Origin of the sequence: Roseobacter weihaiensis (assembly GCF_020622345.1) — a bacterium.
GTDB classification, from domain to species: domain Bacteria; phylum Pseudomonadota; class Alphaproteobacteria; order Rhodobacterales; family Rhodobacteraceae; genus Roseobacter; species Roseobacter weihaiensis.
Genome location: NZ_JACNMO010000002.1, coordinates 247,555 through 267,096 on the forward strand (window position 1 = coordinate 247,555; position 19,542 = coordinate 267,096).

Genomic DNA, 19,542 nt, shown 5'->3' on the forward strand with positions numbered 1-19,542 from the left:
GGTAGAGGTTTTTCAATTGCTGTGGTCAGAGGTCGGCGAACTGTTTGATATATAAAGGGCAGGGGCCGACGTAACAAAGCAGCGGCCCTCAGAACGGCGAGGAATTGCTGACGTATTTCGCCATCAGGCCATGCGTCATGCGCCAGATTTTGCCCATTGTGTGTCGGGCCTGCTGACAAGCGGATGACTGCAATCGCGCCAGAGGCGTCCCAGAGACAAAAAATGCCATGTAATGAACGCGTCACAGCCTGTCAGGGGCGGTTTTTGAGGCCCCGGGGGTGCTGTGGCAGGCCATCCGTTTCCACCGCCGGTACTGCGACATTCACCCGGACCCCCGACCGCGATAATTCGCCAATGACCTTGGTTTATTGCCTAAAGATTAACAGGCTGTCGAAAAACTCTGGTTGGACTGGCCTTGGTTGCGGCAAATTTAGGCAAGTGTCCTTTCGGCGGGAGACCTGATGCGCGACCAGAAGACATCTCGGGACGCCGATGTTTTCCGATATCGGCCAGCAAGAACGTGTCCCGCTGTCCCATCCGCGTCGCAGGCGCTGAGCTCATGTCGATAGGGGCTGGCGCGCATTACGCTGCCTCTCGCCGCGGCTGGCTCGCGGCACGCCGAGGATCCGGGCCAGGCACATCTCATCAGCGGGGCACATGCGCGGCATTCCAAAAGTCTTCCGTAGGCAAAAGCGGTGGCTCCTGGCGTTGGTAAACCCGCCAAAGCCTGGTCTGTCGCACCGCTTTGAAATGTTTGCCGATGTAGGGGCCGTAGAGCTCTTCCATAAGGTCGGTCGTCGACTCGGCAATGGGGCGTTTGGGGATCATGATCACATCCACGCCCCCGAGCAGCGCGTCGGCTGAAAAGTGGAAATCTGCGTCAAAATTGCGTCCATCATGCATCCATGCCGTCCCCCCCTGCGGCGGGTTGAGCCCCACAAGCGACGTCATGGGGCTGACGAAATCCATGACCAGAACCTTGGTCGGCGGTGGGCTGAGCGATTCCAGTACCGCGACCCCTTTTTCCAGGGATTCAGCATAGTTGGCGTAGAATTTGAACTGCCCGTCATCGAGGGTGTTGACCACACGGATGTCCTTGCCGTTTGGTGTGTTCAAGGCGATGCCCGCACCTGTTGCGACCATTGTGGCATGCAGCCCCAAGGCGGCCGCCGAGGACAACCCAACCGGGAGCATCAGGACGATCACCAACAAGGCCGCACCGCGTGTCATCATGTCGACGCTATATGTCAAACCTTGTCGCCATTGGCGCGACAGGTGTTCGGCCGCAACGACCCCGCCTGCAAGCAAGGTCACGATGCCCCGGACCTGAAAATTCTGCATCAGCAACGCATATCCCGCGCCCAGACAAAACCCGTAGAACAGAAAATCCGTAAAGCGGCCCCTTTGCCAAAGAGCCAGCCCTGCCAGACAGGCGAACACGATATATTCGCCGGATGTCTCAAGCAGTGACACGACATAGTCGCGCAAGGGCAGCACGGCGCTGACGTTCGACGCAACGGCCAGATCCGCGATGTGCATCCGCGTGCCGCCCCAGAACATCTCGATAACGGCCCCTGACAGGCCCGTGAGCAGGATCGCAGCCGCCGCCCAACGTCGTTGCACGGGGTGCAACAGCATGAGGAATAGAAAGACCAATGCAACAACGCCGTAGGTTGCCTTTGTATACAGCATCATCAGGGTTAGCGCCGTCGCGGCCAGGGTGTCGCAGGCAACCTGATGACGTAGGGGCCGCTCCGGACGCAAATGCATGATCAAGAGGAGCCCGATCAGGGCCCAGCCGATCCGGTTGTAGAACATCGCAAAGGAGATGTTCATCACCATTTCCCCGGTGTTCACCGGCGTGATCATCAGCAAAAGCAGGAAGATGGCCCAGGGCACGGCGATCAGCGGTCTGACCCGCGTTCCAAGCACATGGATCATGATGGGTGCCGTCACGATCATCAGGGCGGCCAGTCCGACGGGCATCGCCAGCCCCAGATTGCCGGTGACCCAATACCCAAAGCCCGGAAGATAGAACGACAAGGGCCCCAGGGCGGTGTGAAAGTCGCGGTTCGGCACTTGGCCCTCGACCACCCGGTAGCCGCCATCGAGGAAGATTAGAAGGTCGTTGAAGTATCGGGACGTGGCTGTCGCCCCTGGCAGGATGAGGAGCGCGCTGCAGATTGCAATGGTCACGACAACGGTCAGGACAACGGGTGAGCGCATGTTGAAAGGGCGTGGCATAGGCAAGCCTTCAGAGTTTCAGACGTTTGAAGATCGGTTCGGGCAAGGCGCGAATGATGCCCATGATCAGCCGCCAGGCGCTTAAGACATAGACGACATTGGCGTTGCCGGTCTGCAGGCCCAGAATGCGCTGCGCAACGGCCTCGGGGGCGGCTGTCAGCGCGCCGGGCAAATCCATGCCTTCGGTCATTGAGGTGCGCACAAAGCCGGGTTTGACGGTCACGACCCGCACGTCTGTTTGCGAAAGCCGATTGCGCAGGCCCGAAAGATAGGCTGAAAATCCGGCCTTGCTTGCGCCATAGACGTAGTTCGACGCTCGCCCGCGGTCGCCCGCGACCGAGCTGACGCCGACGATCAGCCCGTCGCCGCGGGCGGCGAGCCGCCCCGCCAGCGCCTCCAGCAGCAGCGCGGGTCCCTCGAAATTGGTCCTGATGATCGCGGTCGCGTGATCGGGATCGCCCTGCGCGCGCGGTTGGTCCCCCAACATGCCCACGACGCAGACAATGCTGTCGGGCAGCGCGCCAAGGCTGTCGATGAAAGCGTCAAAGCTGGCGGTGTCGAGGATGTCGATGGGGTGGACCGAGACGTGATCCGTGCCGTGGCGGGTTTGGATGTCGTCCGCGTTTCGCCGCGCCCGTTCAACGTCACGGGCGGCGAGTGCGACACCCCATCCCTTGGCCGCGTAGGCATCAGCGACGGCCCGCCCGATGTCTGACGTACCCCCGATGACCAACAGCCTCTTACCCGTACTGATGGATTTGGGTTTGTGCAGGTTCGTCATAAAGCAAGCCTTTCGGACAATTTCGACGCCATATGGCCGGCAACCCCGATATCCTGTCGGACTTGCCGAAATGCCGCGATGTTCGGATAGCCCGCGCTGAATGTGGCCCGCGATTGGCAGGCGTCCTTGGCCAGATAGATGCGCCCGCCCGCCTGTGCGACAAGCACGTCGATTTCAGCCAGCAGCCCCAACCCTTTTTCGCTGACCGGCAGGTCGAGTGCCAGCGTCAGACCATCGCGCGGAAAGGACATCAGCCCGGCCCCGGGCCCCAGACATTTCAGCACCGCAAGGAAAGAGCCCTCGCCGCGCGACGACAGAAGGTCAAGGATTGTGCTCATCACCTGCTCGGCGTCTTCATTTGGGATCACGCATTGATGCTGCACAAAGCCGCGCGGGCCATAGATACGGTTCCAGTTCGAGATACTGTCGAGGGGGAAAAAGTAGCTGTCCCATGGAACAAGTGTGGTCTGGCCGGATCTCTTGGCGCCGCGTCGATAGTAAAGAGCGTTGAATGCAGAAACTGACGCGGTGTTCAGCACCCACCCCGGCAGTTCTACCGGGACGCCCAGACGTCCGGTGCGGGCGGGTGGAAATTGTTTGTACCCCCCCGGAAGATCGTCCTCTGTGGCATGCTCGCCCGCGAGGATCAGCGAACGCCCAAGGGATGCCCCCCGCGCCAGCACGTCGATCCAGGCGACGGTGTAGGTTGCCTTTTCAGTCTGGCGCAGCAGTGCGATCGCCTCTGACAGGTTCTTGGCGGCATGGGTGGTTTGGCGGATCCATCCGCTGGACACGGGCCTGAGCCGGAAACCGGCCGCAAGGATCGTACCGGTCAGCCCCATACCGCCGATGGTGGCTTGGAAAAGGGCTGCGTTTTCGTGCGGCGCGCAGCATACGACCTGACCATCTGGCAGGGCCAGTTTCAGCCACGCGACGTGATGTCCGAAGGTGCCGTCATTGTGTTGGTTCTTGCCGTGGATATCCGATGCGATCATGCCGCCAACGGTAACGAACCGCGTTCCCGGAACGACAACTGGAAAGTAACCGCGCGGCAAAAAGCAGGCGATGATGTCGTCCAGTGACACCCCGGCCTCGGTCGCAAGCAGACCGGTTTCGGGGTTGAAAGACTGCATGCGGTTCAGCCCTGTCATGGACAGCGTGGTTTCACGCCCGATGGCGGCGTCACCGTAGGAGCGGCCCAGACCGCGCGCGATCAGACCCGCGCTGCCCGTCGTTTCGGTGGCTGCCTCATCAGGGGTCGCCGCGGTTGTCTGCGCCCCGATCTGGCGCGGATATCGGCCCCAGCCGCTGAGGTCCTTCACACTGTTGCTTCCCGAAACACGTGGCGCCGGTCGAGCCAGAACTTTATGATATAACCGATGCTCAGCCCGAGAACAGCACCTGTGTATTTCGCAAAATCAGTCTGCCAGATTGCGTAAAAGCCCAACTCGAACGCCCAAAAGATCAGTGTTGTCAGGACGCTGAAAAGGCCCGACAGGGTGACGCGATGCGCTTCTGCCTTGGGGGTGGTATAGGCCTCGCGGAAGGTCCAGGTCTTGTCGATCAGGTATTTGACGGCAAAGCCGACGATGGTGCCTACAATGATCGAGACCATCAGCGGGGCCGCAGATGCCCCAACCACCGTGATCTGCTGCGCCACCAGGTTTGCCACGACCGACACGACCGCCGAAATCGCGTAGCGCAGGGAAGGGTGGCTGTCCGAGACCAACCGAACCACAGATCGCGATAATGCTACCATGACGCGGCCACGAAGACGGCCAGCATGGCCAGACCGCTCAATCGGCTCATCGGGTCTTTGAGGGCAAAGACCACCGGGTCGTCCTGCATCTTGCGGCGTTGGGCAAGGATCAGCGCGCGCCCGATCCAATAGGTCAGGATCGGACAAGCCAGCAGCAGCAAGTCGGGATGCGTGTAAAGCGAGCTCACCGCATAGCCAGAGACATAGAGCGCCAGCACCGTGACCGCATTGAAACCTGCCGCTGCGGAGAGGGCGGCCAACATGGTCAGATCGGAATTCTCATAATCCCGATTGGCTGGCGAGGGCATTTTAGAATCGATACGTGCCGCCAGTTCCACAAACCGCTTCATCAAGGCCAGAGAGACGAAGAGAGACAGCGAAAAAACCACAAGCCAGGACGAAAGGCCGATCCCGAGCGCGACCGCACCACCGATCATCCGGATGGTATAGAGGCCGGACAGGGTCAGCACGTCGACAAGCAGAATCTGCTTGAGGTGTAGCGTGTAAAGCGTTGTTAATACGAAGTATACCGCGAGCACCCCTGCAAACGGAAGGGAGATGGACAGCGACACGATGGTCGCACATCCCAGCAATATGGGCACTGCAATGATCGCATGGATCAGTGGAATGTCTCCTTTCGCGAGGGGCCGGTCTTTCTTGGTGCGATGTATCCGGTCTTCGGCCAGATCCACCAGATCGTTCAGCATGTAGCAGGCGGAGGCCGCAAAACAGAACGCCAACGCCGCGAGGGTCGCGGTGAACAGACTGGCAAAGTCAAACATGTGAGCTGCGAACATTGGCAAGAATACCAGTGCGTTCTTTGCGTATTGATGCACCCGCAGTTGCTTGCCCCAGCTCTTCAGCGACGCGCGTTTGTGGTCCAGAAACAACGCGCCCGGTGCCATCTCGCGCAGTTTCGCTGACACGGATCCCGAAGTGCGGATCGCAATCGGCTGTCGCGCGACTTTCCACACCGGCAGGTCTGCGGCAGCGTTTCCGATATAGTCGAAATCACCTGCGCCGAACTGATCGACCAGGCACTTTGCCTTGTTTTGACCAGATAGATTGACAGATGATGTGGTGGCAAAAAATCCATCAAAAACAACGAGATGTGCAGCAATCGCGCTGACAAAGCTTTCATGCGATCCAGAGGCCAGATAGACCCGACGCCCGGCATCCCGGGCCCGGTGCAGGATGCTGAGAACCGTTTCGTCATAGGGCAGTGTGGCGGGTGCGCACTCCGCATCATCGCACAGAAAGTGTTTCAGCGCGGCTTTTCCGTTTTTGAGTGCGCCAAGCATGCCAAAGGCAGCAGCAGGGTCATTCCCCAGACGGCGAAACGCCGTTTCGAGCAGAAGATCGGATCGCAGGAGTGTGCCATCGAGATCGACGACAAGTGGCACGTTCACATCCATATCCAGATCGTCCGCGGTGGCATATTTTGCGGTCGCGACAGATTTGCCCGGGAACCTGCCAATCCCAAGATTTGCATCCATGACACCAGCGGAGGCGCCCTGAAGCGGACCGGTGTTTGCTTTGAAAGTCATATCCAGGCCCTTCCTTAGTTACGGGTTTTCATCGCGAGCCCGGCATAGGGCATAGGCGCAACGAGGGATCCATCCAGACCCGAAATCAGACCCCTCCAACGGCTACGAACCGGGCTTCTGACTGGCGCGTCGGTGTGACGCGCGCGCATCGTGGTCACCTTGTTTTCAGCGACAATCAGAATCCCTTGAGGGGCGCAGACATTAGATTGACGAGACAATCAACAGGATACGAGCGCGTTTCGTGCGCAGCGTCCGGTCTGGCAAAAAAGCGCTAGATTCGACGACTTACCGGCGAAAAATAGTATATTTCCCGGGTCTGGTTCATCATTTTCTGGATGTTGGCGTCAAATTGGGTTCGCGTGCTTACGATCATGTGATTCAGGAGTATGTAGTGTGCGAGGTGTTTTGGCGGGATGGAAGCGGGGCCATCGACTTGGGTCGGTCTTTGGTCATTGCTTGAGGTCTGTCACGGTGGTGATCTCTTTGTCGCTGTGACGCATGAAGGATAAGGGAGCAACAATGCAACTTCGCATGGGGTTGAGACGCTTGGCGTCCGGGCTGCGTTGGTGGCTCGTCTGGATCGTTGCCATTGGTGCGGGCGCGTATCTTCTTGGTCCGGCTCTGGTGCCGGAAAGGCTCGTCCAAGCACAGATCAGCAACCACGTCGGGCACTGGACGGGTGGGGCGTACAGGCTGCACGCCGATGCCGAGATCGCCATTGAACCGGGGTTCCGTGTTATTGTTTCTGATCCGGCGTTTGTATCCGTCTCCGATGCCGATGCGGCGCCTGTCTTGACCGCTGACACTATTGTTGCGCCGCTGAGGATTCTTCCGCTGCTGTTTGGCCGGGTCGAAATTGCCGAGCTGATGCTTTTGCGTCCCGACATCGATTTGCAAAGGCCAGCGGAGCATTTTGCGGCCTCTGTGCCGCCAGGCGGTCGAGGGGGCGCCTCGACCGGGCGGACACGTCAGTTCAGCGAAGTGATACTTGTTGATGGCACCCTGCGTTTCGGCGGCATGATGGGCCGTCATAAAGTATCCGGCCTCAATTTGCGCTTGGGGGCCGATGAGGTGACGGATGCAGTTGCGATAAAAGGGGGGGTGTTCCTGGGCGCGCGTCACCTGCGTGTTGACTTGCAATTGGATGACTTGCGCGCATTGATTTCAGACAGCGGCACGCAAGCCAGTCTGAAACTCCGGGTGGGTCCGAGACATCACGGCGAAGAGGGCGAGGTCGCGGCGTCTGATCCGGGGATTCCCTACGAGATCACCGAGAAACTGCGGCAAGCGGCAGAGACGTTGGGTCTGTCGGCAGTTGGTCTCGGTTCGATGGTCGTCGAGGGAATGTTTTCGGTGACCCCGCAGGTGGTTGCTATCTCCGATGCGACGTTTTCGCTGGACGGGCTCGAAGCTGAAGGCCATCTGCGCGCGGAAACTGCAGACCGGCCGGTGATGGCGCAGCTGTTGGGGTTGCCCGCCACGGTCAGCGCCTTGGTCGCGGGTGTCACGGAGATGGATAACAACCGCTGGGTCGACGTCCCTGTGACACTGGCCGGGTTTGATGGTCTTGATTTGGACTTCGCATTGACAGGAGACACCTTGCCGATTGGGGATCTGACGCTTGATCGGGCGGCACTCTCACTGGTTGTTCGTGATGGCACCACATCGTTGGATCTGTCCGGAAACAGGGAGGGGCTTGGCCATGTGCAGGCGGGGCTCTCGCTTGAACAGGGGACCGGCGAACCCGTCAGGTTAACGGCTGCTGGGCGTGTTGATGCCATGTCAGTCGGCCAGATCACCCAGTTTCTGGCCGCGATAGGACCGCCACCGCCAATCGGTACGCCGCAGTTGCCGGAGGGGATGATGAACGGCACATTTAATGTAAATGCCCGCGGCAATACGCTTGGCCAGTTGGTGGACAGTTTGAACGGATCGGTCAGGGCACAGCTGAAAGATGGCAGTCTGACGGGGACGGATCTGGTTGCAACGCTGGAAACGCTGGTCAGAGGTCGCGAATTCATGACCGAAGAGCACGGGCCGCTTATCCCGGCCGCAGGGCGCACGCCGTTCGATCAATTGGACGCGCGTGTCGATCTGGTGTCGGGGACCGCCAGCGTTTCGGAGGTCCACATTGCGGGCGAGCGGTTCGGGATCAACATGCTGGGCGAGGTTCAATTGACGGAAGGTACCATGAATGTCGGCGGCAATGCGGTGTTGTTGGCGTTATCTGAGACAGGGTCGCGGTCTGAAAATACCCTTGTCGACCTGCCATTTGGTGTGGGGGGGACAGTGTTTGCGCCGGTGGTTGCCGCCGGTGTGCCGACCGTGACGGCAGCACGGGTCGATGCCTATGATGAAGACTGACAGGGCAATCACAACACCATGCGCGCAGCCTGATGTCGGGAAGGCAAGTTAACTCCTATGTCGCTTAATGACCCTGCGCTGATCGGGATGCATTGGGGCCGTCGTTTGATCGCGGCCTGCGTGCTGCTTTTCTGGCTGGTGTTTTATGGCTACTGCCTTTTCCCCGGACTAGGAGGGATGCTCAATGCCGGGGATTCTGCCAAGTTCCAGACATTGGGCCACACATCCATTCTGGTTCACGGGCCGGGCTACCCCTTTGTCCTGATGCTCGGGGCCCTTGTGCGGGCGCTGGCCCTGCCTTTTGAGCCATGGTGGGTGATGACCTTTCTGATGGCCGCAGTTCCGGGGGCGATCGCCAATACCATGGCATTCCTGATCGTTGGTCGGTTGACAGGCAGCGGTGTCTTCGGTCTCGCCGCTGCCCTGCTTCTGGGCAGCGCGGGGCTGATGGCGGTGCAGTCAACCGAGGCGGAGGTCTATCCGCTTGCGCTGGCGTTCATCCTGTCAGTTGGTTTCTTGCTCCTTCGATTTATCGATACCAAGGGGCCTGGATACTTCATCGCTGCCTGCGGTGTCTATGCGCTGTCGTTTGGGAATCACCTGATGATGATCATGCTGGTGCCCGTTTTCTTGTGGGTCACGGCTGCGCATTTCCGTATTTTGCTGCGCCCGAGGATCATCATAACCGTCCTGTTGCTGGTCATGGCAGGGGCCAGTCAGTACCTTTATCTGGCTTGGGTCACACACGCCCCCAGCACCGCTTACTCCGAATACATGCCGCTGCCGCCAACAACAGGCGAACTGATCCAGTATATCGCGGGAACCTATTTTGGCGACCTTTACGGGTCTGGCCTTGCGTCGACCCAGACCACGGAGATCCTGCTGAACACCCTGCAGTTTGCACATCCCCGGCTGTCAGCCCCGGTCATCGCCGCGGGCTTTCTGGCTTTTGTGGCTGGACACCGCCGCCGCGATGCCAGTTGGCGGGGGCTTGCGTTGATACTGGGGATCGGGTTGGCCTTTGTCCCTTTCACGCTTTGGTATGGTGCTTATGACATCCGGGCCTTTCATCTGCCGGTTCTCGGGCCGCTGCTGATCGGTTCGATTGCAGCTCTTGGCTGGTGGCTGGGGCGCTGGCCCGGGGCCCGTCTTTGGGTTGGCATGGCATTTGTTGCGTATGGCGTCGTGCGGACAGGTGAAATGGCAGGGTATCTGTCCACACGCGAGCCTATTTTCCCAAATCTGGTGGAGACACTGGAGGTTATCGTTCCGCAGTCGCCCGTGGAGGATCCGGTGGTGTCGATGACCTATGGTTTGCGCATGGCGACTCTCTATCATGAATTGCTGGGCGAGGTGCCAAAACCGGCCAGCTATCGCGTGACATGGCGTACACAGGCCGAGATTGCCAGGCGCGATCCGGTGGGTGGTCTGGTCGTACCCACCGACGGTGAACAGTTTCTACAATGGATCGAGCACCGGCACCCCGATCTGGTTTGCCGGACGATGCCGGTTGAACAACCCAGCGGAACACCTTGGCCTGCCTACGCTTTTCTGTGCGAAGACCGGGCCGAGCCACCCGCGCCGGATCAGCCTGAGGGAGGTGGCTGATTCGAGGCAATGATTAAATGTCCATCACAAATTCAAAAAATGCAAAAATAGGCGATAAATCGCTTTATTATTGCTTCAACATCGGTCAATTATTGCCCGTGCCGGTGTCGGGCTTTGCCTTTCAACCCTCGGACCGGAGCACCCGTTGGAACTCCGTCATGGGAGAACAGGCCCCCGATGTTGAAGAAGTTTACGATTTTTCTGGTTCTTTTGATGTCACAAGCGACATGCGGCAATCAGGTGTATATCGAACCGGGCCACGCCGCCGGGCAAATCCCGTTCGGGGGCATGATGTTCGCATCGCCCACGGATTTGGTGGCGCCCTTGGATGAGGATGCCGAGGCACCCGTCTCCGGCCTCCAGGTCGGCGCGGCAGAGGTAGTGACCCAGTTGACCGGGGCTGCGTCGGCGAATGCGACAGCCGACAGGTGGAACGTGCATGGCACCGATCTGGGGCATATGTTCCTGCACAACGATGACCTTTACATGATGTTCGGTGATACCTACGGGCCCGATGGCGGGGACTGGCGCAGCAATGTGCTCGCCCGGATCGCCGATCCTGATCCGCGAAACGGTTTGTCCTTTGCGGCGATGGCCGAGACAGCCGACGGTTCCGCCAGCGAATTGGTGCGCGCCTCGCGTGTGCCGGGCGTTGAATGGACGGTGATCCCGACAAATGCGATTTCCGCCTCGGGCAAGATGATCATGCACTACATGTCCGTGCGCATGTGGGGGCCGGATGACCGCTGGTATGTGCGCCGCTCCGGCCTGGCCTGGTCAAAGGACAATGGCCAGACCTGGACCAGATCGCAGACGGCGGTGTGGCCTGCCGGAACCGGGTTCGAGCAGGTGGCCTATGTGGAGCGGGGCGGTATGATCTATGTCTTTGGCATTCCACAGGGGCGGTTTGGCGGCACAAAGCTGGGCCGTGTCACGCCAGAGGCGATGCTCGACCCTGCGTCCTATGAATACTGGGATGGTGCGCGCTGGGTGCCGAACATCCGTGCGGCCGTTGAGGTGGTGCCCCCGTCAGTTGGCGAGTTGTCTGTTGCCTGGAGCGAGGCGAACCAGCGCTGGTTGATGATGTATTATGAACCGAACCTGCGCGCCGTTGTTCTACGCCATGCGCTTGCGCTGACCGGACCATGGAGCGAGATGCAGATCGTAGCCGACAGCCGCGATTACCCGGGCCTTTATGCGCCCTACATCGTACCGGGTGCCGATATCGATGGTGAATTGTATTTTACGATGTCGCGGTGGAAACCTCTTTATAATGTGTTCCTGATGAAGGCGCGGCTTGATCCGGAAACGCTCGCGACGCAGGTGAGTACGATACCCGCCCCGTCAACGCCGACAGAATGATGGCATAACGGCGTTTGATGAGGTGAGGACCCAAGCTCGATCTGCGGGATATATGCCAATCCGACAATGCGCAGGGATCGGGCGTCCATTCGGCAGCGTTTTGCGCATTCCTTTGGCGGTTTCAGAATGCGACATATCGCCCGTTCCAGGGGCCGTTCCTGTTCATAGGTACTCCCGGAAGCACCGGGCTGAAACGCCTTGATCCCAGGCGGAGATTTGTATTATTTCACCTTATTTACAGAGTGTTGCGGCCCATTCACTGGCGCAGAGAAAAGCGCTTTGTCATGGTTTCGCTGGGGGCCGCACACAGCAGATGTAACCGGCAGACCTGACGGCCCGACAGCGGTCTGAACGGCTGATACCGTTTCTGGCGTTTTACCTGCTGGCAGGCTTTTGCCACTTTCCGCTGGGCAGCTTGGCCCCACCCGAGGAAGCTCCTAAATTTGGCTGACCAGAGGGTTGCCCCGTACCAATTTCCTCCCACGACTGAGGTCCCCTCGTTTATCAACCTCAAGGAGCAGGACATGAGACCAATAGAACAATCAGTGCAACGAAACGCCGTGGCGCTCGTCCTTGGCATCGGGTTCGCGGTTTTGCCTGTGGCAGCGCACGCCTATGTTGGCCCGGGTGCCGGCCTGACGGCCATTGGCACGATGGTCGCCCTTGTCGCGGCACTCATTCTCGCGCTGGTGGGCTTTGTCTGGTACCCGATCAAGCGATTGATGCGCGCGAACAAAGCGCCAGTCGAGACAACCGACAATACCGAGCCCCCCAAATGAGCATTGCGGCCCTGCTGCTGGGCCTGCTTGCTTTCATATTGGTGCTGCGCATCTTCAACGCCGCCCAACTTGCCGGTGAGGTCATTCAAACAACACAAGGTGCCATCAGCGTGATGGCCAACACGGATGTCTCTGACGCGGAGAAGGAGACGCAGGTGCGCCGCGCCTCTCTCAAGCTGATGGGACGCTTCTTCTGGATTGCGTCAATTGGTGTGGCGGCTTTTGCCGCCTCAGCAGTGCTGGTCTGGGGCGGTGCCGCTCTGGGCTTCTATGCGCTTGATCGTGCGATTGCGATCGCACTTGGATGGCCCTTCATCCTTGGCTCCTGTGTCGCGGCAGTCGCTCTCTGGATCGGCCTTGACCGTCTGAAACGCCCCTCGCTGTCGAAGACGGCAGAGCCCGCAGAGGTCGCTTACAACAAACTCGATATTGCGTTGCACGATTTCGCCTTTGCCTCGCCTCAGCGCCAGCGCATGCTTGGAAATCTTGAAAGTACCATTTTCAGAGGCCGCATCGATATGGACCGGGTAAAGCGCCCTGTCTTCGTGACCTCGCTGCCGCGTGCCGGAACCACGATCATGCTGGAAGTGCTTGCAGGCTTGCCGCACTTCGCCTCTGCGACCTACAGGCATATGCCTTTTACGCTGTCACCGCTGATGTGGGGCGGGCTTTCCAGCGCGTTCCGCAAGCCAAGCGAAAAGGCGGAGCGGGCGCACGGCGATGGCATCGAGGTGGGTTTTGACAGCCCCGAGGCCTTTGAGGAAATGCTGTGGACCGCGTTCTGGCCGGAGCATTACGGCAAGCGCCGCATTGAACCGTGGCGCGCCGAACAGAGAAACCCGGAGTTCGAGACATTCTTTCGCACCCACATGGCCAAGATCGTGGCTACCAAGCCGGGTGCCGCACGGTATCTGTCCAAGAACAACGCCAATATCGCCCGCCTCGGCCTCATCGAGCGGCTGTTCCCGGATGCCTGCGTCATTATGCCAATCCGGAACCCGCGCGCCCAGGTCCGCTCCCTCATGCGTCAGCATCAGCGTTTCAGCGGGCTCCATGCCCGAGAGCCATTTGCCCGACGGTATATGGAAGGGATCGGCCATCTGGAGTTCGGAGAAGCCCTGCGACCCATCGGCTTTGACGGGATGTCGGCTGAGCCGGAGACGGCGCACCGCGCGGGGTTTTGGCTGACCTATTGGATCGCCGCCTACGAACATGTTCTGGCCACGGCCGGCCCCACCGTCGTCTTTGTCGATCATGATGCCCTGTGCGCTGACCCGTCCGGCGTTCTGCCCGGACTCGCGGAGGCGATGGGCCTTGATGACCCGACAGGGCTGATGGCGACGCGGGGTATGTTCCGTGCGCCGGGCCCGGTGCCGGATCTTTCCGATGTATCGCCTGCGCTGCTGCGGCGCGCCGATGATCTTCATGCGGAACTGCGCCGTCTTGCCATAGGCTCTGCGGTTTCAAATCAAGGGTATGCAAAGTGAAAAAATCGCTGTCGGACCGCCTTTTCTTTGGCGGCTTTTTGATTTCCCTCGTCTTCATTGCCGTAATTTACGGCATCGTGTCCTCCTGGTGGGGATGGTTCCCCGCCAAACAGGTGGGGCTGGCGCATCGCACCCTGCTTGATGTCTCGACCAACTGGAGAAACGATCTGGGTCTTGAACCAACGCGCCATCTGGTGCCGCCCAACGAAACCGGCGAGGCATCGCCCGACCGGGGGTATTGGCTTGCCCCGGGCGCCGTACAGCAACCGGGGTACATCCTGATCGCCGGTCTCAGTGACGATCAGGAAACCTCTGTGCATGTTGTGCGGATGTTTGATGCCACCGGGGAAGAAGTCCATCGCTGGCCGATCAAATACGCTAACTTCGACACGGAGATCCGTCCACAGAACGTCATGTTGCACGGGATGGAGGTGTTCGAGGACGGCTCTGTCGTTGCGACCTTTGATACAGGCCAGGCCATTGCACGGGTGGATGCCTGCGGTGAGACGATGTGGAGCGTGGTGGGCGGCTTTCACCATTCGATCACCCGCAGCGGTGATGGCGGGCTTTGGACCTGGGAAGGCGACGATATGGTGCGGCTCGACGAGGACACCGGCGAAAAGACCTTTACGCTCAGCATCGTCCGGGACGTCGTTCCGGCAAACGACGGTGAGCAGCGGGCGATCTTTGACATCCGCACGATAGAGCCCGACGGCCCGAATGACGGGCTTGCCTATCTGTACGACCCGTTTCATTCCAACGACGTGGAAATGCTGCGCCCGGAAATGGCCGATGCCTTTCCCATGTTCGAGGCCGGGGATCTGTTGTTCAGCCTCCGGGAATTGAACCTTGTGGCTGTCGTCGATCCAGAAACGGGTATCCTGCGATGGTGGCAACATGGACCCTGGCTGAAACAACACGATCCGGACTTTCACGCCGACGGTACGATTACGGTCTTCGACAATGCAACCGGTACGGACAGATCCCTGATCCGGCGCGTTGACCCCAAAGACGGCAGCATGTCGGTCGAGTTCGCCGGAAGCGAAGAGGTGCCTTTCTACACCTGGCGCCGGGGCAAGCATCAGTATCTGCCCAACGGCAATATTCTTCTGACCAACGCCGAACATGGCAGGGTTCTCGAAGTCGACCCAGATGGTCGCGTCGTGTGGACACGTGACATGGTCTGGGATTCCACCAACAACCTCATCATCACCGAGGCGCGTCACATCCCGGAGAATTTTTTTGAAAACGGATTGCCGACCTGTTCTGTTATGGCGGACGTGCAGTAACCCTCAGCCGCCACCCTAGGTTCAGGAGGTATCGACAAGCAATCCAATTCCTCTGCGGCTGGGTCGAAACCCAATAGTGGAGCGGCGATGGTGCCTGCAGAGTGCTTGGATTGCCCCCCTGAAGAATGGCGAAGGGCAGTGGCTGAACGTCCGTACGCGGTTTCAACGGCCCCCCTTGCAGTGGAACCCGGCGTTCACGATCAGTTTCGGACTGGCCGCGGCGCGGTGAAGATGTGGATATGCTTGTCCCGACCGGACCCAACGAAGTGCAGGATCTTACGTCGGCCTTCAACCGTATGCAGGACCGGTTGACGCGTTTTGTTGCAGCCCGCACGCAGCTTCTGGCAGCCTTGGGGCATGATCTGCGCTCGCCGCTCACAGCACTGCGTGTCCAGGTCGAGATGGTTGAGGACGCAGAAACCCGTGATCGGCTCATCGTGTCAATCGAAGAAATGCAGAGCATGGTACGACAGTACCCTGGCTTTCCCGAACAGGGTCTTGATAAGGTCTTTGAACCTTTCCTGCGCCTCGAGGGTCCCGAGAAACCGGCGGCACTGGGCTTGACCTCTCCATTGCCCAGACGATCATTCAGGCTCATGGCGGGGATATTGTACTGAGCAACCGCAAGGACCGTGGTCTTGCCGTGACGATCACATTGCCGATGGCGCCCGCGAATGCGCAATCTCTCGCATGATAGTGACATTCGGTTAAGGACAACTACTGGCGTTGCATATGCCTTCAAAGCCGTCGGTTGTACCAAGCGCTGCGACCATGCTTGCCAGGCTGACATGGATTGATTGATTTACCATTTGTAGATGGACCATATTTGTCGACCAAAGTCTTCAAGACAATCTGATGGAGGTCCCGCCAGCGGGTAGCCGAGCCAAATCAGCCGGAGCATGTCCGTTAACCAGAAGGCGCGCGCCATGTCCTATTCGCTTGAAGCGATCAGCCAGCGACCTTTCGCTTGTCAGCCGCTTGGCCCGTGTCTGTGTCTTCGTCGAGCTTACCCAAACGTTCGAGTATGGGGCAATCTGGGCGATGATCTCCTGCACAGGCTTCCACGAGATGGCTGAGGGTTTCGCGCATGCGGATCAGATCGCTGATTTTCCCTTCGATGATCTTCAGATTGTCCCGAGCGATTTGTCTGACATCAGCGCTGGCACGCTCCTTGTCTTCCCAGAGCGCCAGCAGAGAGCGGCAGTCCTCGATGGTGAATCCCAAAGCCCGCGCCCGTCCCAAAAACGTCAGTTTGTGGACGTCACTGTCGCGGAAGGCTCGGTAGCCATTGCTGTCACGCAACGGCAGGATCAATTTGATATCTTCGTAGTACCGGATTGTCTTGGGCGGCAGGCCCGAACGGGTTGATGCGTCTCCGATATTCATCTCAGTTTCCTTTCTCGAACTCTTGCGATTAGCGGACTATTCAGCCGGTTGTGCGGCCAATTGCGTCACCGGTGGTGCAGAGCGGTCGTCGCCTTTGAGAACCGGTTTTACCCAGCGCAGCCGCAGGGCGTTGGACAGGACAAAAACGCTCGACAAGGCCATTGCGCCTGCTGCGAGGATGGGGGACAGGAGCATCCCGTTCAGCGGATAGAGCACCCCCGCTGCGACCGGGATCAGCAAAGTGTTGTAGCCAAACGCCCAGAACAGGTTTTGTTTGATATTGCGCATGGTGCGCTGGCTGACGTCAAAGGCGTTGACCACACCGCGCAGGTCGCCGGACATCAGCACGACGTCGGCGCTCTCAATGGCGACATCCGTCCCGGTGCCGATGGCAATGCCGACATCAGCCACCGCCAACGCCGGGGCATCATTGATGCCATCCCCGACAAAGGCAATCGTCGCCCCATCTAGCCGCAGGCTTTCGAGCGCTGTGACCTTTCCTTCGGGCAGCACTTCGGCGACCACATGGTCAATTCCCAGTTCAAAGGCAATCGCGTCCGCAGTGCCTTGATTGTCCCCGGTGATCATGGCCACTTTCAAACCCAGCTCATGCAGAGCCGTGATGGCCTCCGGCGTGCTGGGTTTGATCGGATCGGCAACGGCGATCACCGCAGCCGCGGTGCCGTCAATTGCAACATAGAGCGGCGAACGTCCCTTTTGCCCGAAGCGGCTTCCTGCTTCGGCAAGATCACCAAGAGCAACGCCTTCACGATCCATCAGGCGGTCGGCACCGATGAGAAGCAGCTTACCTTCGACCTGTGCCTCGACCCCAAAGCCGGTAAGGGAGTTGAAAGATGTAATTGTTGGTAGATCAAGGGACTTTTCTTGAGCGGCCCGCACGATGGCCTCGGCGATGGGATGTTCCGACTGCGCCTCGACCGCAGCGGCAAGGCGCAAGACCTCGTCAGCGGCAAAGTTACTGTTGGTCTCGAGGTCGGTCAATTCCGGGCGTCCGGCGGTAAGGGTGCCGGTTTTATCCACCGCCACAACAGTTGCGTCGTGCAATGTCTGTAGGGCGGCACCCTTGCGGAACAGAACTCCCATTTCAGCCGCCCGTCCAGTGCCCACCATGATCGACGTTGGTGTTGCGAGGCCCATTGCGCAGGGGCAAGCGATGATCAACACAGCCACACCGGCAATCAGCGCGAAGGTCAGTGCCGGGTCTGGGCCCAAGAACAACCACGTCACAACTGTGACCGCGGCGACCAGCAAAACCGCAGGCACAAACCACGTGGTAATCTTGTTAACGAGATCCTGAACGGGAAGCTTTGCGCCCTGCGCCTCTTCCACCATGCGGATGATCCGGGCCAGCATGGTATCGCCGCCGACTTTTGTTGCTCGGAAAACGAGAGCGCCGGTGCCGTTGACGGTCCCGCCAACCACCTCAGCGCCTTCCACCTTTTCGACAGGAACTGGCTCACCGGTGATCATGCTTTCATCGACGTAAGAAGCGCCATGCTGCACGTCGCCATCGACGGCGATCTTTTCGCCGGGACGCACATGTATCACGTCTCCCACAATGATCTCTGCGATGGGCACCTCGATCACGCTGCCCTCGCGCGCAACATGCGCGGTCTTCGCCTGCAGACCGATCAGCTTGCGAATGGCTTCGCCTGTTCGTCCTTTTGCGCGCGCCTCCAGAAAGCGACCCAACAGGATCAGGGTCACGATCACGGCAGCGGCCTCGTAGTAGACGTTGTGGGTGCCTGCGGGCAGGAGCCCCGGCAAAAAGGTCGCGACAACCGAAAAGCTCCAGGCGGCCGATGTCCCGACGGCCACCAGACTGTTCATGTCGGGTGTTCCCTTGAAGAGAGCCGGAAACCCTTTGCGGTAAAAATTGATCCCCGGCCAGGCCAGAACGATTGTGGTCAAGGCGAACTGGATCAACCAGTTGTTCTGCATGCCGATATTCATCGCAATCCAGTGGTGGATTGCCGGGATCACATGACTGCCCATTTCCAGCACGAAGACAGGCAATGTCAGCAACGTGGCCAACAGGGTCATACGGCGCAGATGCGTTATCTCCTCCGCCTTGTGGTCAGGCTGATCCTCTGTTGCGGTTTCTCTCACCTTTGCCGGATAGCCAATCGCTCTGGTTGCCGCGCTCAGATCAATCAGATTTACACTTCCGGCAAGCACCGTCACCGTTGCCGTCTCTGAAGCAAGGTTCACAGACGCCTCCAGAACACCGGGCAGCGCGATCAGGGCCTTTTCGACCCGCCCGACGCAGGACGCACATGTCATACCTTCAATGGTGAGGCTGAACGTTTCCGTCCGGGCCGGATAGCCTGCCGTATCGAGTGCTGCTTGTAAGGCACTCGCAGGGGCAGCACCGGAAACCTTTGCTGTCTCGTTTGCAAGGTTCACGCTGGCATCCGTCAGACCGTCAATGCCCTTCAGCGTTTTTTCCACGCGGCCTGCACATGAGGCGCAGGTCATGCCCTCAATTTCGAAGCTATAGACGTCTTTTGCTTTCATTTTCCCGCTCCCGGCTGGCCATATCTGATAGTGACATGGGGCTTCCAGTAGCTGGAGGGTCAAGGAGTCATCGAAAAATAGTTTTCGATTGCGTACGGGACGGGTTGGAATTTTCCTACTTGACCCTCCCGTTGGACAGAGCGGTATGGCGACAAGATCACCAAGGAAAGGCCCCCAAATGATCAGCCTCAATATCCCCAATATGTCTTGTGGCCATTGCAAAACAGCCGTTGAGAAAGCGATTTCCTCTGTTGATCCCTCCGCAAGCATCGCCCTGGATCTCGACATGCGCCATGTCGTTGTTACGACGGACGTGGATGCGGCACGGGTGATGGATGCCTTGAAGAACGCAGGGTATCCTGCGACTGAGACCGCGTGATGCAGTATCCCGGAACAAA

17 protein-coding genes are annotated in these 19,542 nt (G+C 59.2%); 10 read left to right on the forward strand and 7 right to left on the reverse strand.

What is annotated here, in order from left to right; genetic code table 11:
- Nucleotides 1–645: 645 nt before the first annotated feature.
- The 5 genes from H7847_RS03520 to H7847_RS03540 are packed head-to-tail and all read right to left on the reverse strand — an operon-like array spanning nucleotide 646 to nucleotide 6,331.
- Nucleotides 646–2,244, reverse strand: a complete 1,599-nt coding sequence (locus tag H7847_RS03520; protein WP_227267999.1) for a hypothetical protein — start codon at nucleotides 2,242–2,244, stop codon at nucleotides 646–648.
- A 10-nt stretch (nucleotides 2,245–2,254) separates the two neighbouring features.
- Nucleotides 2,255–3,025 carry an SDR family oxidoreductase gene (locus H7847_RS03525; RefSeq protein WP_227268000.1) on the reverse strand — a complete coding sequence of 257 codons (771 nt, stop codon included), beginning with the start codon at nucleotides 3,023–3,025 and terminating at the stop codon, nucleotides 2,255–2,257.
- A complete protein-coding gene (locus H7847_RS03530) occupies nucleotides 3,022–4,347 on the reverse strand; it encodes an FAD-binding oxidoreductase (protein WP_227268001.1) in 1,326 nt (441 codons plus the stop codon). Before H7847_RS03530 ends, H7847_RS03525 begins: the two co-directional genes overlap by 4 nt.
- Nucleotides 4,344–4,784, reverse strand: coding sequence for a GtrA family protein (locus tag H7847_RS03535; RefSeq protein WP_227268002.1), 441 nt, complete (start codon nucleotides 4,782–4,784; stop codon nucleotides 4,344–4,346). Before H7847_RS03535 ends, H7847_RS03530 begins: the two co-directional genes overlap by 4 nt.
- On the reverse strand, nucleotides 4,778–6,331 hold the full coding sequence (locus H7847_RS03540) for a UbiA family prenyltransferase (protein ID WP_227268003.1): 1,554 nt from the start codon (nucleotides 6,329–6,331) through the stop codon (nucleotides 4,778–4,780). Before H7847_RS03540 ends, H7847_RS03535 begins: the two co-directional genes overlap by 7 nt.
- A gap of 519 nt (nucleotides 6,332–6,850) precedes the next feature.
- Between H7847_RS03540 and H7847_RS03545 the strand changes: the two genes are divergently transcribed.
- From H7847_RS03545 to H7847_RS26945, 9 genes are all read left to right on the forward strand, one after another.
- A complete protein-coding gene (locus H7847_RS03545) occupies nucleotides 6,851–8,695 on the forward strand; it encodes an AsmA family protein (protein ID WP_227268004.1) in 1,845 nt (614 codons plus the stop codon).
- A gap of 57 nt (nucleotides 8,696–8,752) precedes the next feature.
- Nucleotides 8,753–10,303, forward strand: a complete 1,551-nt coding sequence (locus tag H7847_RS03550) for a protein O-mannosyl-transferase family (protein WP_227268005.1) — start codon at nucleotides 8,753–8,755, stop codon at nucleotides 10,301–10,303.
- A gap of 17 nt (nucleotides 10,304–10,320) precedes the next feature.
- Nucleotides 10,321–10,635, forward strand: a complete 315-nt coding sequence (locus H7847_RS03555; protein ID WP_227268006.1) for a hypothetical protein — start codon at nucleotides 10,321–10,323, stop codon at nucleotides 10,633–10,635.
- On the forward strand, nucleotides 10,595–11,665 hold the full coding sequence (locus H7847_RS03560; RefSeq protein WP_227268007.1) for a DUF4185 domain-containing protein: 1,071 nt from the start codon (nucleotides 10,595–10,597) through the stop codon (nucleotides 11,663–11,665). Before H7847_RS03555 ends, H7847_RS03560 begins: the two co-directional genes overlap by 41 nt.
- A gap of 524 nt (nucleotides 11,666–12,189) precedes the next feature.
- Entirely contained in the window at nucleotides 12,190–12,444 is a 255-nt protein-coding gene (locus tag H7847_RS03565; protein WP_227268008.1) for a hypothetical protein, read from the forward strand.
- Nucleotides 12,441–13,931 carry a sulfotransferase gene (locus tag H7847_RS03570; protein ID WP_227268009.1) on the forward strand — a complete coding sequence of 497 codons (1,491 nt, stop codon included), beginning with the start codon at nucleotides 12,441–12,443 and terminating at the stop codon, nucleotides 13,929–13,931. Before H7847_RS03565 ends, H7847_RS03570 begins: the two co-directional genes overlap by 4 nt.
- Entirely contained in the window at nucleotides 13,928–15,220 is a 1,293-nt protein-coding gene (locus H7847_RS03575) for an arylsulfotransferase family protein (protein ID WP_227268010.1), read from the forward strand. Before H7847_RS03570 ends, H7847_RS03575 begins: the two co-directional genes overlap by 4 nt.
- A gap of 239 nt (nucleotides 15,221–15,459) precedes the next feature.
- Nucleotides 15,460–15,837, forward strand: coding sequence for a histidine kinase dimerization/phospho-acceptor domain-containing protein (locus tag H7847_RS03580; protein WP_319799741.1), 378 nt, complete (start codon nucleotides 15,460–15,462; stop codon nucleotides 15,835–15,837).
- Nucleotides 15,807–15,914 carry a hypothetical protein gene (locus H7847_RS26945; protein ID WP_319799745.1) on the forward strand — a complete coding sequence of 36 codons (108 nt, stop codon included), beginning with the start codon at nucleotides 15,807–15,809 and terminating at the stop codon, nucleotides 15,912–15,914. Before H7847_RS03580 ends, H7847_RS26945 begins: the two co-directional genes overlap by 31 nt.
- Before the next feature lie 254 nt (nucleotides 15,915–16,168).
- Here H7847_RS26945 and cueR read toward each other — a convergent pair whose 3' ends face one another.
- Both cueR and H7847_RS03590 read right to left on the reverse strand, forming a co-directional pair.
- Nucleotides 16,169–16,606 carry a Cu(I)-responsive transcriptional regulator gene (gene cueR, locus H7847_RS03585; RefSeq protein ID WP_227268011.1) on the reverse strand — a complete coding sequence of 146 codons (438 nt, stop codon included), beginning with the start codon at nucleotides 16,604–16,606 and terminating at the stop codon, nucleotides 16,169–16,171.
- Between the two features lie 36 nt (nucleotides 16,607–16,642).
- Nucleotides 16,643–19,144, reverse strand: a complete 2,502-nt coding sequence (locus H7847_RS03590) for a heavy metal translocating P-type ATPase (RefSeq protein WP_227268012.1) — start codon at nucleotides 19,142–19,144, stop codon at nucleotides 16,643–16,645.
- Nucleotides 19,145–19,322: 178 nt separating this feature from the next.
- On the opposite strand from H7847_RS03590, the gene H7847_RS03595 reads away from it, so the two are divergent.
- Nucleotides 19,323–19,523 (forward strand): heavy-metal-associated domain-containing protein, encoded by a 201-nt coding sequence (locus tag H7847_RS03595; protein ID WP_227268013.1) that lies wholly within the window; start codon nucleotides 19,323–19,325, stop codon nucleotides 19,521–19,523.
- Nucleotides 19,524–19,542: the final 19 nt, after the last annotated feature.